This is a genomic window from Arenibacter palladensis, assembly GCF_900129275.1.
Taxonomy (GTDB): domain Bacteria; phylum Bacteroidota; class Bacteroidia; order Flavobacteriales; family Flavobacteriaceae; genus Arenibacter; species Arenibacter palladensis.
In genome coordinates, this window is record NZ_FQUX01000002.1 from 103,365 (window position 1) to 122,906 (window position 19,542).

Annotated in this window: 14 protein-coding genes; 4 read left to right on the plus strand and 10 right to left on the minus strand. The window is 38.9% G+C overall.

The window, feature by feature from the left end; translation table 11 throughout:
* Positions 1-80 precede the first annotated feature (80 nt).
* The gene (locus BUA60_RS06505) at positions 81-1,355 is read right to left on the minus strand and encodes an amidohydrolase (protein ID WP_072860969.1); all 1,275 of its coding nucleotides are present in this window, start codon (positions 1,353-1,355) and stop codon (positions 81-83) included.
* 256 nt (positions 1,356-1,611) lie between these two features.
* Between BUA60_RS06505 and BUA60_RS06510 the strand changes: the two genes are divergently transcribed.
* A complete protein-coding gene (locus tag BUA60_RS06510) occupies positions 1,612-3,933 on the plus strand; it encodes an ATP-dependent helicase (RefSeq protein WP_072860970.1) in 2,322 nt (773 codons plus the stop codon).
* A gap of 42 nt (positions 3,934-3,975) precedes the next feature.
* On the opposite strand, the gene BUA60_RS06515 is transcribed toward BUA60_RS06510, so the two are convergent.
* Complete coding sequence (locus BUA60_RS06515; protein WP_072860971.1) at positions 3,976-4,821, minus strand: alpha/beta hydrolase; 846 nt, start codon at positions 4,819-4,821, stop codon at positions 3,976-3,978.
* A 46-nt stretch (positions 4,822-4,867) separates the two neighbouring features.
* Between BUA60_RS06515 and BUA60_RS06520 the strand changes: the two genes are divergently transcribed.
* On the plus strand, positions 4,868-5,488 hold the full coding sequence (locus BUA60_RS06520) for an L-threonylcarbamoyladenylate synthase (protein ID WP_072860972.1): 621 nt from the start codon (positions 4,868-4,870) through the stop codon (positions 5,486-5,488).
* Between the two features lie 80 nt (positions 5,489-5,568).
* On the opposite strand, the gene BUA60_RS06525 is transcribed toward BUA60_RS06520, so the two are convergent.
* The 3 genes from BUA60_RS06525 to BUA60_RS06535 all read right to left on the minus strand — a co-directional run bounded on the left by BUA60_RS06525 (position 5,569) and on the right by BUA60_RS06535 (position 8,127).
* A complete protein-coding gene (locus BUA60_RS06525; RefSeq protein ID WP_031443860.1) occupies positions 5,569-6,417 on the minus strand; it encodes an OmpA/MotB family protein in 849 nt (282 codons plus the stop codon).
* 96 nt (positions 6,418-6,513) lie between these two features.
* Entirely contained in the window at positions 6,514-7,518 is a 1,005-nt protein-coding gene (locus BUA60_RS06530) for a glycosyltransferase family 2 protein (protein WP_072860973.1), read from the minus strand.
* Between the two features lie 159 nt (positions 7,519-7,677).
* Positions 7,678-8,127, minus strand: coding sequence for a type I restriction enzyme HsdR N-terminal domain-containing protein (locus BUA60_RS06535; RefSeq protein WP_072860974.1), 450 nt, complete (start codon positions 8,125-8,127; stop codon positions 7,678-7,680).
* Between the two features lie 26 nt (positions 8,128-8,153).
* Between BUA60_RS06535 and holA the strand changes: the two genes are divergently transcribed.
* Positions 8,154-9,152, plus strand: coding sequence for a DNA polymerase III subunit delta (gene holA / locus BUA60_RS06540; protein WP_072860975.1), 999 nt, complete (start codon positions 8,154-8,156; stop codon positions 9,150-9,152).
* A 138-nt stretch (positions 9,153-9,290) separates the two neighbouring features.
* Here holA and BUA60_RS06545 read toward each other — a convergent pair whose 3' ends face one another.
* From BUA60_RS06545 to uvrA, 5 genes are all read right to left on the minus strand, one after another.
* Positions 9,291-9,653 (minus strand): DoxX family protein, encoded by a 363-nt coding sequence (locus tag BUA60_RS06545; RefSeq protein WP_072860976.1) that lies wholly within the window; start codon positions 9,651-9,653, stop codon positions 9,291-9,293.
* 124 nt (positions 9,654-9,777) lie between these two features.
* Positions 9,778-12,189 (minus strand): alpha-ketoacid dehydrogenase subunit alpha/beta, encoded by a 2,412-nt coding sequence (locus tag BUA60_RS06550; protein ID WP_072860977.1) that lies wholly within the window; start codon positions 12,187-12,189, stop codon positions 9,778-9,780.
* Positions 12,190-12,351: 162 nt separating this feature from the next.
* The gene (locus BUA60_RS06555) at positions 12,352-15,198 is read right to left on the minus strand and encodes a gluzincin family metallopeptidase (RefSeq protein WP_245802503.1); all 2,847 of its coding nucleotides are present in this window, start codon (positions 15,196-15,198) and stop codon (positions 12,352-12,354) included.
* 11 nt (positions 15,199-15,209) lie between these two features.
* Positions 15,210-15,896 carry an LOG family protein gene (locus BUA60_RS06560; protein WP_072860978.1) on the minus strand — a complete coding sequence of 229 codons (687 nt, stop codon included), beginning with the start codon at positions 15,894-15,896 and terminating at the stop codon, positions 15,210-15,212.
* 94 nt (positions 15,897-15,990) lie between these two features.
* A complete protein-coding gene (gene uvrA / locus BUA60_RS06565; protein WP_072861584.1) occupies positions 15,991-18,825 on the minus strand; it encodes an excinuclease ABC subunit UvrA in 2,835 nt (944 codons plus the stop codon).
* Positions 18,826-18,947: 122 nt separating this feature from the next.
* Between uvrA and BUA60_RS06570 the strand changes: the two genes are divergently transcribed.
* Positions 18,948-19,475 carry a hypothetical protein gene (locus BUA60_RS06570; protein ID WP_072860979.1) on the plus strand — a complete coding sequence of 176 codons (528 nt, stop codon included), beginning with the start codon at positions 18,948-18,950 and terminating at the stop codon, positions 19,473-19,475.
* Positions 19,476-19,542 lie beyond the last annotated feature (67 nt).

The following is a 19,542-nucleotide window of genomic DNA, read 5'->3' on the forward strand; positions in this document are numbered from 1 at the left end:
GGAATACTAAATAAGGCTTGATTCCAAAGTATAGTTGTCCCAATAATAAATTAAGCATCTTCATAAATTGATCAAAGACATTATTGGTTCAGAAAGTCCAAACTCATTTCCGTAAGCGCCTTTACCCCAAGAATCATTCCATTTTCGTCTATACTGAAGTCGGGCGTATGATGTGGAAAAGAAGCCGTGTTTCCTGGGGTCATGCCGCCCAAAAAGAAAAAGAAACCAGGTACTTCGTTTTGAAAATAGGAGAAATCCTCACCTCCGGTAACGGCTTTTTGTATTTGCACATTATCCTTACCGGCAACCCTTTTTAAGGTAGGCAACATTTGCACCACCAAATCGGGATTGTTAAAAGTGATGTCCGTATTACTTTTTATCTCAATAGTGGCCGTACCGCCATATGCCTTGGCAATGTCGGGTACCATTTCTTTCATTCTCTCGGTAATCTGTTTTTGCATGTCGTAGTCCAAGGTTCTTATGGTTCCGATCATTTCCGCAGTTTCGGGGATAATATTGAAACGGACACCACTTGTAATCTTGCCTACACTGATTACCGCTGCTTCATTGGTAAGGTCAACTTCCCTACTAATAATAGTCTGTAGTCCATCTATGATCTTGGCACTGATAAGAATGGGATCTATGCCCTTCCATGGTTGTGAGCCATGGGTCTGTTTTCCCTCTACCCGAATAACGAATCGTTGCACTGCCGCCATAAGTCCTTCAGTTTTATACCTTATCACCCCAACTGGAGTAGCGGAATTGATATGAAGTCCAAAAATAGCATCCACATCCGGATTTTTAAGAACCCCTTCCTTAACCATTAATAGTGCTCCACCTTCTTCCCCAGGAGGAGGACCTTCTTCGGCGGGTTGAAATATAAACTTAATGGTTCCTTTAATCTTGTCCCTATTTTTGGACAGGATTTCCGCAACTCCCATAAGAATGGCGGTATGGGTATCATGACCACAGGCATGCATAACACCTACCTCTTGACCTAGAAATTCCGAGGTAACAGTGGATTTAAACGCAAGATCGTTTCTTTCGGTGACGGGTAAGGCATCAATATCAGCCCTTAAAGCGATTACCTTTCCATTTTTATTGCCTTTAAGGATCCCAACCACCCCAGTCTTGGCTACTCCGGTTTGTACCTCCAGCCCCAAGGATTTTAAATGGGCCGCTATTTTTTCAGCAGTATTGAACTCCCTATTGGATAGTTCCGGATTTTGGTGAAAATCCCTCCTCCAATCGATTACCTTCGGTTCAATAGCCTTATATTCCTTTTCAAAATTGTATTTCTGGGCCGTGGAGTTCAAAAACCATAAAAGCATTGGTAGAATCAAATATAACTTCATACAACTAAATGGGATTTAAAATTTTAGATGCCTAAGATTTAATTCTCTTAAACATTGAACATAGTTTTTAATAGTTTTACAGTGGGTAACATTATAAAAAGAATTACTTCCCATAAAATTGGTATTAAAGGATAAATATATTCAAATTAGAACTATTAACTCGGTTGGATTATCACAAATATTAAAGTTGATTTTTTGATAAGGCTATTTATGGTTAAATTCACCGATCGTAACGAGCTTAATATCTACATACGTTTTGGAGAACTATATTAACGAATTAAATGAAGCCCAAAAGGCTCCCGTTTTGCATAAGGACGGGCCTTTAATGGTGATTGCAGGGGCCGGTTCCGGTAAGACAAGGGTATTGACATACCGTATTGCTTATTTAATGAGCCAGGGAGTGGATTCCTTTAATATATTGGCGCTGACCTTTACCAATAAGGCAGCAAGGGAAATGAAAAAGCGTATTGCTGATATTGTGGGTACCTCGGAAGCCAAGAACCTATGGATGGGTACCTTTCATTCCGTTTTTGCAAAGCTATTAAGGTTCGATGGGGACAAATTGGGCTATCCTTCCAATTTCACCATTTACGATACACAAGATTCCCAACGCCTTCTATCCGCTATTATAAAGGAAATGGGCCTGGACAAGGATATTTATAAATACAAGCAGGTACAAAATAGAATATCTTCCTATAAGAACAGCCTCATTACCGTAAAGGCATATTATAACAATCCGGATTTGGTAGAGGCAGATGCCATGGCCAAGCGTCCTAGGATGGGAGAAATTTATCAGAACTATGTAGATCGCTGCTTTAAGGCGGGTGCTATGGATTTTGATGACCTTCTGTTGCGGACCAATGAACTACTTACAAGATTCCCTGAAGTCCTGGCCAAATATCAGGATAGGTTTAGGTACATTCTGGTAGATGAGTACCAGGATACCAACCATTCCCAGTATTTGATCGTTAAGGCACTATCGGACAGGTTCCAAAATATTTGTGTGGTAGGGGATGATGCCCAGAGTATATATTCCTTCAGGGGGGCAAACATTAGCAATATTTTAAATTTTCAAAAAGATTACGACAATGTGGGAATGTACCGATTGGAGCAGAACTACAGGTCTACCAAAAATATTGTGAATGCTGCCAATTCCATAATTTCCAAAAATACAAATCAATTGGAAAAGGTGGTGTGGACCTCCAATGACGAAGGTCCATTAATAAAGGTTCACCGAAGCCCTACGGATGCGGAGGAAGGTAGATTTGTGGCAGGATCCATTTTTGAAAATAAAATGCAGAATCAATTGCCCAATGGCAATTTTGCCGTTTTGTACAGGACCAACTCACAATCCAGGGCCATTGAGGATGCCCTTAGAAAACGGGATATACCCTATAGAATTTATGGTGGACTTTCCTTTTATCAACGAAAGGAAATTAAGGACGTACTGTCCTATTTAAGATTGGTCATCAATCCAAAGGACGAAGAGGCACTTAAACGTATTATCAATTTTCCGGCACGTGGCATTGGACAGAGCACATTGGATAAGCTTACCGTTGCCGCAAATCACTATAATCGCTCAATTTTTGAGGTTATGGACAACCTTGAAAGGATAGATTTAAAGATCAATTCCGGTACCAAAAGAAAATTGGGAGACTTTGTAGCCATGATCAAGAGCTTCCAGATCATGAACGAAAGTGCCGATGCCTTTACCTTGGCAGAGCATGTTGCCAAAAAATCCGGAGTCTTATTGGAATTCAAAAAAGATGGTACTCCAGAGGGAATTGGCAAGATGGAGAATATTGAGGAGTTGTTGAACGGTATCAAGGATTTTGTGGAAGGACAAAAGGAATTGGCCGATGCCAAGGGCGACATAGGGGAGTTTTTGGAGGATGTGGCACTGGCAACAGATCTAGATAAGGATACCGGAGATGATGACCGGGTGGCTCTAATGACCATTCACTTGGCAAAAGGACTGGAATTTCCTCACGTTTACATTGTAGGGATGGAAGAAGATCTTTTCCCCTCTGCAATGAGTATGAATACTAGGAGTGAATTGGAAGAGGAAAGACGCCTATTCTATGTAGCCCTGACCAGGGCGGAAAAGCAGGCCTATTTAACCTATACACAAAATAGATATCGTTGGGGCAAATTGGTAGATGCTGAACCTAGTAGATTTATTGAAGAAATTGATGAAAAATATATTGAAAACCTGACACCTGTTCAGAAATCTAGATACACTCCCTTAATTGATGTTGATATTTTTGGCGATGTTGACAAAAGTAGATTGAGACAGAACAAACCGGTACAAGGCACACCTCCCAGCGGTGTTAAGCCCAATGAAAATCAGTTGCGAAAACTCCGTAAACTAAAACCCGAACTCAGTACTCCCGTTGGAAACACCAATGCGGTAGACCCGAATTTATCAGAAGGATCCTTGGTAAACCATACTAGGTTTGGAAGGGGGCAAGTGCTGAAAATTGAAGGGGTAGGAAATGATAGGAAAGCTGAAATTAAATTTGATAAGGGAGACATTAAAAAGCTTTTACTAAGGTTTGCCAAATTGGAAGTTCTCTGATTCCGAAGGGCACCATGTGTACACCTGGTATTCTAGGATAGGTTATAAATGCTCTTGGATAAAAGCCTTTAATTTAATGGAAGTATCCAAAAGGTCCAACCCAACCCAGCCGTGACCTCCATTGGGGTACAGTGTAAATTGGTGTTCCACATTTAGTTCCACTAATCTATCTTTTAGGCTTATTCCTTGTGAATTGGGAATTAGCGGATCCTGTGCTCCATAAAACAATATAGTTGCCGGAGAAGTTGATTTTACTTGGTATAATGGACTCACCTCTTCCAAAACCTCTGGATCATTTCCAAATTGATCCAAAAGGGTCCTCAGAACTTGATTGGGAGTATTTATATATGCCTCGTCCAAAAGGTTGGTAGGCCCAACAATACTGCAGACCATATTGACTTGTTTTTTGGTGTCGTGAGCATAGCTCCACAACAATGAAAGGTGTGCCCCGGCACTAGAACCAATAAATCCGATCTCTTTAGAAATCTGAAATTCCTGCGCTCTATCGTATAATTCCTGTACCAATTGGCCTATGTCATTGATTTGCATGGGGTAGGGCGGATTGTTTTCATCTGCCAATCTATAATTCATGTTTACCACAGCTATGTCAGGCAATTGTTCCCTGATAAAATCTTTAAAGGCATTCATTTCCGATTTTTCACCAGCATTCCATCCACCTCCATGTACCAAAATCAGAACTTTAGTTTCGCTAGTCCTGTTTTTTGGAAGATAAATGTCATATTTTTGATGGGTATGGGAACCATATTCCAAGTCGATAATATTCTTGGCCTCCAATGTGCCAGTACCGGTTTCAACTGGATCTTCCGTACAGGAATGGCAAATTACAAAGAGGAATCCAAGAAGTAGGATAAACTGAAACTTATACATAAAACATTATTTATTATATTGATAACGTTTATTTTGAACCAATAATATGTCTGAATTTATTAAAATATATCCTGAAAATCCTAATCCTAAGGAAATTAAGAGGGTTGTGGATGTTCTGCGTAAAGGTGGGCTGATTATTTATCCTACAGATACAGTCTATGGCCTAGGTTGTGATATTACAAATACCAAAGCCTTGGAAAAAATAGCGCGGATAAAAGGAGTAAAATTGGCCAAAGCCAATTGGTCCTTTATATGTGCCGATCTCAGTAACCTTTCTGATTACGTAAGACAAATAGACACCTCTACCTTTAAAATTCTAAAGCGTGCCCTACCAGGACCTTATACCTTTATACTTCCCGGGAACAACAATCTGCCCAAAGAATTTAAAAAGAAAAAAACGGTGGGTATCCGTATTCCTGATAATTCCATTGCCAGGACTTTGGTAGAAGCTCTGGGAAACCCTATCGTTTCCACCTCCATTCGCGATGAGGATGAGCTTTTGGAATATACTACCGATCCGGAATTGATCTATGAAAAATGGAGAAATCTTGTAGATATAGTTATTGATGGGGGTTATGGGGACAACATGGCCTCAACGGTAATAGATCTTTCTGAAGATGAACCCATAGTGGTCAGGGAAGGAAAGGGGAGTTTGGATATCTTTTAAGAAGAAAGAAATTTTTAACTGCATTTAGAACAAAAAAAAAGCGACCCATAAGGTCGCTTTTTAAGTTGAATATGTTATTCTTAGTTGATCTTAGGATCTTTCATCCCTTCTTCGATCATGCTGTAGAATTGATCAATTTTTGGAAGTACAACTATACGTGTTCTTCTGTTCTTAGCTTTGTCTGTTGGGGAAACAGGAATATATTCTCCTCTTCCTGCAGCAGTCATACGCTTAGGATCAACACCGTAATCTTTTTGTAAAATACGTACAACTGAAGTAGCACGCTTCACACTTAAATCCCAGTTGTCATATAATACACCGCTGTTATATGGATCAGTATCGGTATGACCTTCAACCATAAATTCGAAATCTGGTTTGTTGTTAACCACTTGAGCAACTTTTCCTAAAATTTCCTTAGCTCTCTGAGTTACGTTAAAGCTTCCGCTTCTAAACAAAAGTTTGTCAGAAATAGAAACAAAAACAACTCCTTTTTCTACACTGATTTCAATATCCTCATCATCCAAGTTTCCAAGAACACCTTTTAAACTTTGTACCAAAGCCAAGTTTACAGAATCCCTTCTAGTAATGGCATCGTTAAGTTTTCTTATAGTTAGATCCTTTTCTTTTAAACTTTCCAAAGATTTCTCCAAGTTATCGGCACCTTTACTTGTAAGAGTGGTAAGGTTACCCATATTGTTAATTAAGTCTTGGTTGTTGGCTTTAAGGAAGGCATTCTGATCTTCCAAAGTCTGCATTTTTGAAGTTGCAGCAGCCTTATCTTCTAAACAAGTATTTAATTTAACTGTCGCGGAATTTAATAAATCTTGTGCTTCTTTTGCCTTGGCTTCCATATCTGCATACTTCTTCTGTGACACACATGAAGACAACAAAAGGGTAATACCTAAACAGCCTAAAATGATTTTTCTCATAGTTATGATAATAGAATTAATAATTTATAATTTAATTAGTTCGTTTTAATGTTCGCAAAATTATATAAAACGCAATATTTTGCGAGACCAATTTAGTTAATCTTTTACTAAATTGTTAAATATTTTTACATGATTTATATAATAAGCCCAAACAATAGATTTTATTAGATAATAATCCCCTGTAAAACAGGCGTTTTCCCTCTTTTTGTAGATAGTCCAAAAATTTTTGTAAAAACTAAAATGGGCCTTTATTATTGCCCAGAAATGCTTAAACCTACCCTGAAAAATAAAATTCAGTCCCGCTAAGCCATCCAAAACCAATCTTAAGACGACTATTGGAAATACTTTTCGTGCGGGAAGGTTTTTAACAAGCGAAAAAAGGGAATTTCTAAAGTTAAGAAAAGTCTTTTTCGGATTCATGCTACTTAAGGTGGAGCCACCTAAATGGTATACTTCCGATTCTCCGACATAATAAACCTTGTGACCCTTATTTTTAGCCCTCCAGCATAAGTCTATTTCTTCCTGATGGGCAAAATAATCCTCGTCAAATCCGTTCAGTTCCCGGAATACATCCGCCTTGATAAACAAACATGCTCCTGTAGCCCAAAATATTTCCTTTCCGTCATTGTACTGTCCATTATCCGTTTCCAATTCATTAAAAATACGCCCCCGGCAAAAAGGATAACCATATTTATCAATAAAGCCTCCTGCGGCCCCGGCATACTCAAATTGGGCCTTATTTTTATAATCCAATATTTTGGGCTGTATTATGGATGCCAAAGGGTTGTCCTCAAATTCCTTTATTATTGGGGTAAGCCAATCCTTGGTCACTTCCACATCTGAATTTAAAAGGCAATATATATCTGCCTCTATGTGGGGCAAGGCATCATTATATCCCTTGGCGTAACCCCCATTGCTCGAGTTTTGGACGATACCTATCTCTGGATAATTCTTTTTAAGAAAGGCGATAGAATCATCTGTAGAGGCATTGTCGGCGACATATACATCAGCCTCCTTGGAGAATTCCGTAACGGACGGCATAAACTTTTCCAAAAGTGCTTCCCCGTTCCAATTAAGTATAACTACTGCTATTTTCAACATTTTCTATAATGCCCAAAATAACAGGCATATATTCAAATTAAGAGGTTCTGATTAAGTTGGCAATGTAAAGAAATAATTTATAATTGACCATGAATATTTTGACAACCACTATCCACGGTCCCTAATTTATATTGGAAAATTGGGTATAGCTACTCTCCCTTATCTAGGTCTATATTCCGGAATGTCCTTGAGAAAGCTATATTGCTCCCTCTCGAAATCCATACTACAAAAAAAATGATCCAAGCCGTTGGTGACCATTAAATACTTGGCTTTGAGCAAAAGGTTATATCGGGCGATTTGGTCAAAAACCACTTGGTCAATTTTAGTTTCGGGCGATTTACATTCTACCAGGATTTCAATACTACCGTTTGGATTAAAGACCACCACGTCGTATCTTTTTTTTAGATTATTTATAAGCAGTTGCTTTTCCACGTTGATATGCGCCTTAGGATAATTCTTGTCCGAAATTAGATTATGCACTACGTGCTGTCTTACCCATTCTTCAGGTTGTAGAACCACAAATTTTTTGCGTATCACATCAAAAATATAGATTTTATTTTCCCTATTTTTGAATCGAAAGGGATAGGACGGATAGTTTAATGATTGCATTGTGCAAAGTTGATGATTTTTTTTAGATGGATGAGGTAAAACAAATTGTAAGCAATATAAAAAAAGGAGATATAGCACCAATATATTTTCTTACGGGTGAAGAACCATACTATATTGATAAGATTGCGGAGTATATAGAAAAAAATGCCCTTACCGAAGAAGAACGTGGATTTAATCAGGTGGTTCTTTACGGTAAGGAAATTACCATCGAGGACATCGTTAGTAATGCCAAGAGATATCCTATGATGGCAGAACGCCAAGTGGTCATAGTGAAGGAGGCACAACATCTTTCCCGTACCATTGAAAATCTTGTTTCCTATGCCGATCAGCCCCAACCTTCCACCATCCTTGTATTATGTTATAAATACAATAAGCTGGATAAGCGAAAGAAGCTATATAAATCCATTAAAAAGTCGGGAGTAATATTTGAAGGTAAAAAGCTATACGAAAATCAGGTAGGGGACTGGATCAAAAAATCCTTGCACTCACGGGGCTACGGCATTACTTTCAAGGCGGCCAATCTATTGGTCGAGTTCCTTGGCACCGATTTGGGCAAGATTGATAAGGAATTGGAGAAATTGTGTTTGGTTGTCCCTAAAGGAGTTGAAATCAACCCAGAAGTTATTGAATCCAATATTGGAATTAGCAAGGATTACAACAATTTTGAACTAAAAAAAGCAATAGGGGAAAGAGACGTTGAAAAAGCAACTAGAATTGTCAATTATTTTGCCCAAAATCCAAAGGACAATCCATTTGTCCTAACAGTAACCCTTTTGTACTCTTTTTTTATACAATTGCTTTCATATCACGGTTTAAAGGATCACTCCCCTAAGAGTGTTTCCACTGCCCTGGGCATTAGACCATTTTTTGTTTCTGAAATTCAGACAGCAGCTAGAAATTATCCCATGAGACGCGTTAGTGAAATTATTTCCGGCTTAAGGGAATTGGATGTTAAGGGCAAAGGTGTAGGTTCTAATATATCACAGGCAGACTTACTTAAAGAACTATTGATCAAAATATTCTAGGCTCGGTATGGATTGATTGGTCCTATAGCTAGAAAACTAATCAAAGGTGTCTATATGGAATGCATTGGAATAACCCTTTTGGTATAAAACCAAGGAAGCGTTAAGCTTAGGCTACAACAAACTTATATTTAGTAGGAACTACTTCTTGTCTAAGCTATATTTTCCAGGACCCAACATAAGTATTGAGATAAAGGCAACCAAAAATAAAACAGCCTTCTCTTTTACACTGAAGGGATCAGCACCATGAACGATCAATGCAGCGACCAACATGGTTATTATAGTAGGAACTGTTGCCCAACGTGTTTTAAAACCAATAATAACCAAAATTGGAAAAATAAATTCCCCTAAAACCGCAAGAAATAGGGAAGGGGCAGCACCAATACCAATGGGATCCCCAAATTCAAAATTACCACTAATAAGTTTTTGAAATTTAGGTAGTCCGTGGGTCATCATTAAAATAGCCGAAGAAATGCGCAGAAATAGTAGGCCTAGGTCTTTCATTTGGGGGGGGTAGGTTTTATAAAAAATTAATAGATTTAAAGCGCATAAAAGTAACCATTACTTTATTAATAACAAAAGGAAATATGATGGTCAATATTTTAGAAACTTTAAAATAGCGCTCAGGTTATCTCAATTTAGGAAAATCCGTAGGATTGGACTCGTGCATTATGGAATATACCTTTTCAAATATATCCTCGGAATTGGGTTTTGAGAAATAGTCCCCATCGGTGGCATAGGCCGGCCTATGGGGCTTTGCTGTAAGTGTTTGGGGGGCACTGTCCAAATATTTATAGGCACCTTGTTTCTCAATAATTTCATGTGTTAAATAGGCGGAACAACCTCCCGGAACATCTTCGTCTATAACCAACAACCTATTTGTTTTTTTAATGCTCTTTAGTACATCATGTCGTAAATCGAACGGCAATAGGCTCTGGGCATCCACAACTTCCGCATCGATACCCACTTCCCTAAGTTCTTCAGCGGCCTGCAATACTATTCTTAAGGTAGAACCATAGGAAAGTAAGGTAATATCTGTTCCGGCCCTAACCACTTCAACAATTCCGATCGGAGTACATATATCCCCGAGGTTATTTGGCTTAGGTTCCTTTAAACGATATCCATTTAAACTCTCTATCAACAGGGCCGGCTCGTTTCCTTTCATAAGGGTGTTGTAAAAACCAGCTGCCTTGGTCATATTCCTAGGCACTAAAATATACATACCGCGCAGTAAATGGACCAATCCACCCATTTGCGAACCGGAATGCCATATTCCTTCCAATCGGTGCCCACGGGTCCTCACGATCAACGGAGCTCTTTGTTTCCCTACCGTTCTGTACAGTAGTGTGGCCAAATCATCCGTCAATGTAAAAAGCGCATAAAATATGTAATCCAAATATTGGATTTCCGCAATGGGGCGTAATCCTCTCAACGCCATTCCTATTCCTTGCCCAATTATACTGGCCTCCCTAATACCAACATCTGCAACCCGAAGTTCTCCATATTTCTTTTGCAATCCTTCCAAGCCCTGATTCACATCTCCTATGGTGCCACTGTCCTCACCAAAAATCAATGCTTGGGAATATCTTTCAAAAAGGGAGTCAAAATTGTCCCTAAGGATAATTCTTCCATCCACTTGCTCGGGATCTTTATCATAAGTCGGTCTCACCTCAGTAACATTCAAGGCATTGTTGCTCTGCTCGTTGTACAGATGGGAACTGAACTTGGTTTGGGATTCCTCCAAAAAGTTCTTGGTCCATGCAGCCAAAAGATCTTTTTCCTTGCTGCTTTCCCCCAATAAATATCGCATTGCCTTTCTGGCCTTGGAAGCCATATCCTTTTTTATGGGTTCTTCAATGGCGATTAGATCGTTTTTTAATTTGGTGATAAAAAGCTTGTTCATACTGGAATTGGCAGCATTTTCCAATAAGTTCACCAACGTTCTTTTCTGCTCCTTATGAGGTCTTAAAAACTCTTCCCAGGCCTCTTTTCGAGCACTTCGAACCTGCCTTTTTATGTTCTTTTCAAGCGATTTTAATTCTTCTTCCGTGGAAATTTTATTTTCCAATATCCATTCCCTGTATCGCTTATTACAGTCATTTTCCTTTTCCCACTGCAAACGTTCCTCACTCTTGTAACGCTCATGCGAGCCCGAAGTGGAATGTCCCTGTGGTTGTGTTAGTTCGGTAATATGGATTATCACAGGTACATGTTCGTCCCTGGCAATATCGGAAGCATTTTCATAGGCGTGGATCAAGGCCGTATAATCCCAACCCTTAACTTTTAAGATTTCATAGCCCTTATGGTCCTTGTCCCTTTGAAAACCGATTAAGATTTTTGATATATCCTCCTTGGTGGTCTGATGTTTTGCATGAACGGAAATACCGTAGTTGTCGTCCCAAATACTAATTACCATGGGTACTTGTAATACACCGGCCGCGTTTATTGTTTCAAAAAAAACACCTTCACTAGTACTGGCATTTCCAATGGTTCCCCAGGCAACTTCGTTTCCATTATCGGAAAATTTGGCGCTGTTTTTGACCTTTACGTTCCTATATATTTTGGATGCCTGGGCCAAGCCAAGCAATCTTGGCATTTGTCCTGCAGTACAGGAAATATCGGCGCTGCTATTCTTTTGTTTGGTGAGGTCTCTCCAACTGCCATCTTCATTTATACTATAGGTGGTAAAGTGACCTCCCATTTGCCTTCCGGCACTCATAGTTTCTTTGGTTATGTCGGTGGTGGCATATAGGCCGTGGAAAAATTCCTTTGGGGAAAGTAGCCCCAAAGCCATCATAAAGGTTTGATCCCTGTAATAACCGCTCCTAAAATCGCCATCCCTGAAAGACCTGGCCATGGCCAATTGCGGAAGCTCCTTACCATCCCCGAAAATTCCAAACTTCGCTTTTCCTGTCAGAACTTCCCTTCTGCCCAAAAGGCTACATTCCCTGCTCGTAACTGCTATTTCATAGTCTTTCAATATTTGTAATTGAAAATCGTCAAATGAAATATCGTTGCTTGCTTCGGAATCTATATTCATTACGCTATTGATGGTTTATCGCAAAAATATCAAATCAATATGGTTTTTGCAACCAATAGTGGAGGATAATAATTAATAATTCTTTAAAGAAAATCGAGGTGTATTTTTAATTATTAAGAATATCGTAATAATAGTGTCGATATTTGAGAATATATTAATTATTTAGAACCATTTTCTAGTAAATAATCCGGTTAATGTCCTTGGACTAAAGGTTATGACAAATCTGATTTTTTGATCGTATTGGGGTTGTGAAATCTCCCAACCATTGTTGGAGTACAATGGAAAATATAGTTCAAAATAATCTGTCAACAAATTTAAACGAATACCGGAATCGTATACAAAGCGTTCTTTTAACCCTTTATTTTTCACAAAACCAAGATCACCATATACTTCTATCCATCGCCATATATTTACACTGGTATTAACGGTTGCCATCCAATCATTGGCAAATGGGTTTTCCAATTTGGATTTAAAACCGCCCTCCGCAACTATGATCTGTTGACTATATATTCCAGACCCTTCAGATCTTCCCAAGTATTCATAATCGAACAAGTAGTCTGTAGGCCTATCCAAGGAAAAGCTAAAGAAATCCGTACTTCCAGCCGTTTCGTTTCTTAGGAACTTACCGGCAAAAAATCGCAAATTAAACTGCCTATTGTTTTCAAAAAGTTTCCGGTATTCCAATTCATACGCAAGCTTGGTAAATTTATCGGAATACTGCGCGTCCACAGACCAAGAAAGATAATTGATTATATTATTGTGGGTATTATAATATTTTGCATTGAACACATTATAATCAGGATCTGTTTCCAGTCCTAAACTCTGTAAATTTGGATCTATGTCCCTAAAAACACTAATAGACCTAAATATCAAAGCTTCCCTTTTGTTCAATAGAAGATTGCTAGGCCTCCAACCAAAACCTATAGACGGACTCACGGTACTATAGCGCGAATTTTCCTGGAAATGGGAAGTAGATCCCCTTAGGGAATAGTTGGTAACGTACAGACCGCTTTTACCGTGATATTTACGGAAATTAAACTTGCCATAACCAACAAAAGTCTTTTCATTAGGGGCATAGGTAGGTGCCAGATCAAAAACGAATGGCCTTTCCAATAAAGTTTTGTTGTGTAATCGCATGCCAGGTGATAGTCCGTCATACTTATTGAATCCCAATACCGGTACATAAAAAATTTGATTGTAGTAAGGGTCCTCGGCATCCTTAAAAAACTGAAACTTCAGCTTTTTGTTACTTGAAAAGAAGCCGTTCAAAGATTTCCAATTATCCCTTTGGTTAAATTCCGGGATGGTCTGATCATAATTTAAAACCAAACGATCTTCCCCGTTCTTTGGTATTCTAAAGGCCTGTTGATCTGTTATATCCGTAAACCAATAATTTGAAACTACGGTATCGTTTTTTATCCCAAAAAGTGAAATGGGTACATTGGTGCCTTCCTTATTTTTTAAGATGACCACCAAAGAATCCTCCATTTTACGGACTTTTTTAATTTTAAAGTCGATTTTTTGTGTTGTTGAGACATATTCATCAAAAAACCAATTAATATCCTTGTCCGAGTTTTCTACCACTATAAATTTAAAATCTGCCGCTGTGGTTGGTTTTAATCTATAGTTGATGTAGAATTCCTTCACACTGCGGTCAACATGTTCTTTACCTGTATAATCGGCTAAATATGCCAATCCCAACCCAGCCTTGTACCGGTTGGCTATTTTTTGATTGAACTTTACGAGCGAATCGTTGGGAGTAGTAAGGGACTGATCAATATTTCTTCTGGCCGACAACATATGGAGCAGCGGATACTGTTCGTTAAAATTCATTTTGGCCAAATGAAAATTTCGTACCCCCCAAATACTGGATAATTTGCCCAACAGTTTTTGATCTGGATAGTATTCCTCTACAAAACCGATCATTAGATAATTCAAAATAGCATCGGTAACCCATTTTTCATTTCTTGGATCCAGGAACATGGTTTCCTTTATAAAGCTATTGAGAGCTGTTTTCAGAAACTTCATTTCAAATTGAAACTGTTCCTCATAAGGCCTAATAAAGCTGGGGAGTTGGTTTATTCCATATAATGGATCCTTATTATAATCCAATTCGGAGACCAGTAATTGTTTGTGTGGAAAATCCCCCAAATTTTCATAAATATATTTTGCTACCCGATTGATGGATATCCCAGAAGAAATCTCATCGTACTTTGTGGACTGCAGGTCTGTAAATATGGTGATCTCTGGTGTTACATGCTTTACAAACTGTTTGGAAGGTCTAATAATGATTTCCCCACTTTTTTGATTGATTCCCTGAAAATATACATGTTGAATATCCCCTTCCTGGTTCTTGCCCAATTCATGAAAATTAGAGACGGCAAATAAATTTTGGGGTATAATGAGTTCTATGGACGTATTGGCCATATCCGTATAAAGATCTTCCAAATTCTTGTTGGAATATAAGTGCCATTCCCCATCATAAACTGCAGGGGTAAGGTACCAATCCTTTAAATAATAACCACCCCTGTTATCATATCCGTAGGTGGTAAATTTATCTGAAGGCAACTTCACCTTATAGGTAATAAATATTTTAGCGGACTCTTTTGGGGGCAGGGGATGGTTCAGATTAATTTTAATAATATCCCTGCCAGGGGCATACTCCCAATCCAAACCTTGATAATTATCATCAACGGTACTTGTTATTTTGGTATTTCCCCTTTCTTCGTCCTTGGCTAGATGTAACCCTTTTTTAAATTCTTCAGAAAATCTTTTGGCCAATGCCGTGTTTTTATTCGCATAAGCATTGGCCCAATCATTAAAGTAAATAAACCCCAAGGTATCCTTGGAATTATTTTCGTAAATAATCTCCTGCTGTATATTGAAGGTTTTACTTTCTACGTCCAAGGTGGCCGTAAGTTTATTGGAATGTTGGGCTATAGAAAGACCATTGATACATAAAAATATCAACAACAAAATAGGTTTCCGAATGTATTCCAACTTCTTCAAGGATCTTGTGTTTAGAAATTAGGACTCAATATATTGCCTTTGTAAAAGGAATCTATAATGTCCACCACTTCCTTTTCCGTGTCAACGATTTGTATCAAATCCAGATCACCAGGGCTAATGTTTCCCATTTTAAGCATGGCATCCTTTATCCAGTCCATTAATCCACTCCAAAATTCCGAGCCCACCAAAATAATAGGGAATTTTTCTATTTTGTTCGTCTGTATAAGTGTAATTGCCTCAAAAAGTTCATCCAACGTACCAAAACCGCCAGGCATAACCACAAAGCCTTGGGAATATTTTACGAACATAACCTTACGGACAAAGAAATAATCAAAATCCAAACTTTTATCCCCATCAATATAAGGGTTGTCATGTTGCTCAAAAGGTAAATCAATGTTCAAGCCGACAGAGGTGCCCCCTGCCAAATGTGCTCCCCTGTTCCCGGCCTCCATTATCCCTGGACCACCACCTGTAATAATTCCATACCCGGCCTCGGCAATGCTCTTGGCCACACTTACCGCCAATTCGTAATATTTGTCACCAGGCTTTGTACGCGCGGACCCAAATACGGAAACGCATGGGCCAATGGCACTCATTTTTTCAAATCCGTTCACAAACTCGCCCATAATCTTGAATAAGGCCCAGGAATCGTTAGTTTTTATCTCGTTCCATCCTTTGTGATGTTGTTCTTTTCTCATGTTAGAATATTATCAATAATCAAATTAGACTACCGTTTTCATATCGTTATAATGTAGTTTTGAAGAAAATAGTATCTTTTACCGACACTTAATTTCACAAACCTAATTCTTTTCTCAAAAATTTTGAGGTGTAACTCTTTTTATCCAAGGCCACTTCCTCCGGAGTACCTTCCGCAACTACCATACCACCATTACGACCGCCTTCGTAGCCAATATCTATAATGTGGTCTACCATTTTTATGACATCCATATTGTGTTCAATTACCAAAACGGTATTTCCTTTGTTTACAAGTTTATTAAGTACATGCATCAATACCCTGATATCTTCGAAATGTAATCCCGTGGTAGGTTCATCCAATATATAAAAGGTATTTCCAGTATCCCTTTTAGAAAGTTCCGTAGCCAACTTTATACGCTGCGCTTCTCCACCGGATAGGGTAGTGGATTGCTGGCCCAGGGAGATATATCCCAGTCCCACATCCTGAATAGTTTTTAACTTGCGATAGATTTTGGGGATATTTTCAAAAAACTCCACAGACTCGTTAATAGTCATCTCCAGCACATCGGCAATGGATTTGCCCTTATATCTAATCTCCAAGGTTTCCCTATTAAACCGTTTACCATTACAGGTCTCACATTCTACATATACATCAGGAAGAAAATTCATTTCAATAACCCTTAGACCTCCTCCTTGACAGGTTTCGCATCGTCCTCCCGTAACATTAAAGCTAAAACGCCCGGGCTTATAGCCCCTAATCGAAGCTTCCTGTGTCTTGGCAAAAAGAGACCTAATTTCACTAAAAACACCGGTGTAGGTTGCCGGATTGGACCGCGGTGTTCTTCCAATAGGTGACTGGTTAATATCAATGACCTTGTCTATATGCTCCAAGCCCTTAATTTTCTTGTAGGGCATAGGAACTTTTACCCCATTAAAATAATGGGCGTTTAAAATAGGGTATAAGGTTTCGTTGATCAAGGTAGATTTACCACTGCCAGAAACACCCGTTACCCCTATCATTTTTCCCAAAGGAAAACTTACCGAAACATTTTTAAGATTATTTCCCGAACAACCGGATAATTCCAGGTTGTTTCCATTGCCTTGCCTTCGTTTTTTTGGAACTTCAATTTTTAGCTTTCCGGTAATATAATCTGCTGTTAGGGTATGATGGTTTTTTAGATCATCCGGTTTACCTTCCGAAATTATTTCCCCTCCGTGTTTTCCGGCCTTTGGCCCTATATCTATAACATGGTCTGCACGTTCTATCATATCACGGTCGTGCTCTACCACAATTACTGAATTACCAAGGTCTCTTAGCGATTCCAAAGACTTTATCAATCGTTCGTTATCCCTCTGATGCAGACCAATACTTGGCTCATCCAGGATATAAAGTACACCTACCAACTGTGACCCAATTTGGGTTGCCAATCTAATACGCTGTGCTTCCCCGCCGGACAGGGATTTACTACTTCTATTTAAGGAGAGATAATCCAAACCAACATCCAATAGAAATTGAACCCTTGTTTTGATCTCCTTTATAATTTCCTCGGCAATTTTTAATTGGTTACCCTCCAGTTTTTTTTCCAGACCGTTAAAGAAATCGGCCAATTCCGCGATATCCAGATTGGATAGGTCGGCAATATTGTTGTTGTCTATTTTAAAATTCAGCGATTCTTGCTTTAACCTAGTGCCTTCACAGGTTGGACATTTAATTTTGTCCATATACTCCTTGGCCCAACGTTTGATGGAGGTGGAGTTGGCCTCGTTAAATTGACTCTTTATAAAGTTGGATATACCTTCATAATCTATTTTATATAGGCGTTTTACCCCAAGGGTCTTAGAGTCCACCTCGAAACTTTCCTTACCGCCATAAAGCAATATTCCAATGGCTTCCTCGGGTATTTTTGCAATTGAGGTGGTTAGTTCAAAATTATATCGCTGCGCAATGGTTTCTATCTGTTTAAAGGCCCACGAATTTTTATATTCGCCCAATGGAGCAATGCCACCTCCTTTAATGGACAGAGTTTTGTTTGGGAAAATTTTATTTTCATTTACCTCATAAATATGTCCAAGCCCATTACAATCGGGACACATGCCTTTTGGTGAATTAAAGGAAAATGTGTTGGGTTCTGGGGAGGGGTATGAAATTCCCGTAGTAGGGCACATCAAATCCCTACTAAAATAACGGGGTTCATCCTTACCCTCTTCCAAAATCATCAGTACATTTTCACCGCTGTACATGGCGGTATTGATTGTTTCCGAAATACGCTTGTCCAATTCGGTACTCTCCTCAATTTTGAGTCGATCAATAACAATCTCAATATCATGGGTCTTGTAACGGTCCACTTTCATGCCCTTTACAATATCCTTGATTTCCCCATCTACCCTTACTTTGACAAAACCTTGTTTGGCAACTTGCTCAAATAGCTCCCTATAATGACCTTTTCTAGATTTAACGATAGGAGCCAGTATATTTATTTTCTTGCCCTTATAGGAAGATATGATCAATTCCTTTATCTGTGAATCATCATAACTAACCATCTTCTCCCCGGTATTGTAACTGTAGGCATCCCCGGCCCTAGCAAATAAAAGTCTAAGGAAATCGTAGATTTCGGTAATGGTACCTACGGTGGACCTGGGAGATTTTGAAGTCGTCTTTTGCTCTATGGCAATTACAGGTGATAGGCCATCGATCTTGTCCACATCCGGGCGCTCCAAGCCACCCAGAAACTGTCGGGCATAGGCCGAAAAAGTCTCAATATACCTTCTTTGGCCTTCGGCATAAATGGTATCGAAAGCCAAGGATGATTTGCCGCTTCCGGACAGTCCGGTAATAACGACCAGCTTTTCACGGGGTATGGTAACATCTATATTTTTAAGGTTGTGCACACGGGCGCCTTTAACCTCAATATTCTCTTCGTAATTAATCATTTTCATTAGCAATGTGCGAAGTTACGACTTTGATACCTAAAAATGAAGTAGGTGCTATTTAGTTTTTTGTAGATTAAAAGCTTAGCTATAAATTAGCATTCTTAACTATAAAATATTTTTAAATGCAGCTTTTAGGAATTGGTTCTAGGATTAATCATAGCGAATACGGTAAAGGGGTAGTTACCAATGTAACTTCTAAACATTATTGGGTGACCTTCATGGAAAATGGTTTGGAAACCATAGAATTGGATTCCAATTTTGATGTTATAGAAGCAGTGGAGGACGAAGTGGATACTATAAGTTTTTCCGAAGTGGAACAATCGCTGATTTCCATTTTAAAACGATGGAGCGATGCCAGCTCCATCACTCCAATTGCGGACAAATGGAAGGGCGGGAGCCTAGTTTTAAAACCAGGTGATGCCAACTTATCCGATAAGGAAATTCCACTGGATACCTTTTTTCACAAAATTGTTATGGTGAGGGACCGAATTAGGGTAATGGAGCAAAAAATAAACAGCAGTAACAATTTGGATGATCAGGAAAAAGTTGATCTACAGCAATATATAACCCGAATTTATGGTAGCCTAACTACCTTCAACGTACTCTTTAAAAATCAGAGCGATAATTTTGTAGGGGAAAAAACCAAGTAACCTAAATTAGGATTCAATACCACAAATTGAAGGTACAAGACACATTTGTATAAAGAAGGAATAGGGG

What these genes read in the sequence shown, in the direction of transcription:
- BUA60_RS06505 (WP_072860969.1), bottom strand. Translation starts at nt 1,355, where the DNA reads ATGAAGTTATATTTGATTCTACCAATGCTTTTATGGTTTTTGAACTCC.
- BUA60_RS06530 (WP_072860973.1), bottom strand. Translation starts at nt 7,518, where the DNA reads ATGTTGAAAATAGCAGTAGTTATACTTAATTGGAACGGGGAAGCACTT.
- BUA60_RS06525 (WP_031443860.1), bottom strand. Translation starts at nt 6,417, where the DNA reads ATGAGAAAAATCATTTTAGGCTGTTTAGGTATTACCCTTTTGTTGTCT.
- BUA60_RS06545 (WP_072860976.1), bottom strand. Translation starts at nt 9,653, where the DNA reads ATGAAAGACCTAGGCCTACTATTTCTGCGCATTTCTTCGGCTATTTTA.
- BUA60_RS06520 (WP_072860972.1), top strand. Translation starts at nt 4,868, where the DNA reads ATGTCTGAATTTATTAAAATATATCCTGAAAATCCTAATCCTAAGGAA.
- BUA60_RS06535 (WP_072860974.1), bottom strand. Translation starts at nt 8,127, where the DNA reads ATGCAATCATTAAACTATCCGTCCTATCCCTTTCGATTCAAAAATAGG.
- BUA60_RS06515 (WP_072860971.1), bottom strand. Translation starts at nt 4,821, where the DNA reads ATGTATAAGTTTCAGTTTATCCTACTTCTTGGATTCCTCTTTGTAATT.
- BUA60_RS06550 (WP_072860977.1), bottom strand. Translation starts at nt 12,189, where the DNA reads ATGAATATAGATTCCGAAGCAAGCAACGATATTTCATTTGACGATTTT.
- BUA60_RS06570 (WP_072860979.1), top strand. Translation starts at nt 18,948, where the DNA reads ATGCAGCTTTTAGGAATTGGTTCTAGGATTAATCATAGCGAATACGGT.
- BUA60_RS06560 (WP_072860978.1), bottom strand. Translation starts at nt 15,896, where the DNA reads ATGAGAAAAGAACAACATCACAAAGGATGGAACGAGATAAAAACTAAC.
- holA (WP_072860975.1), top strand. Translation starts at nt 8,154, where the DNA reads ATGGATGAGGTAAAACAAATTGTAAGCAATATAAAAAAAGGAGATATA.
- uvrA (WP_072861584.1), bottom strand. Translation starts at nt 18,825, where the DNA reads ATGATTAATTACGAAGAGAATATTGAGGTTAAAGGCGCCCGTGTGCAC.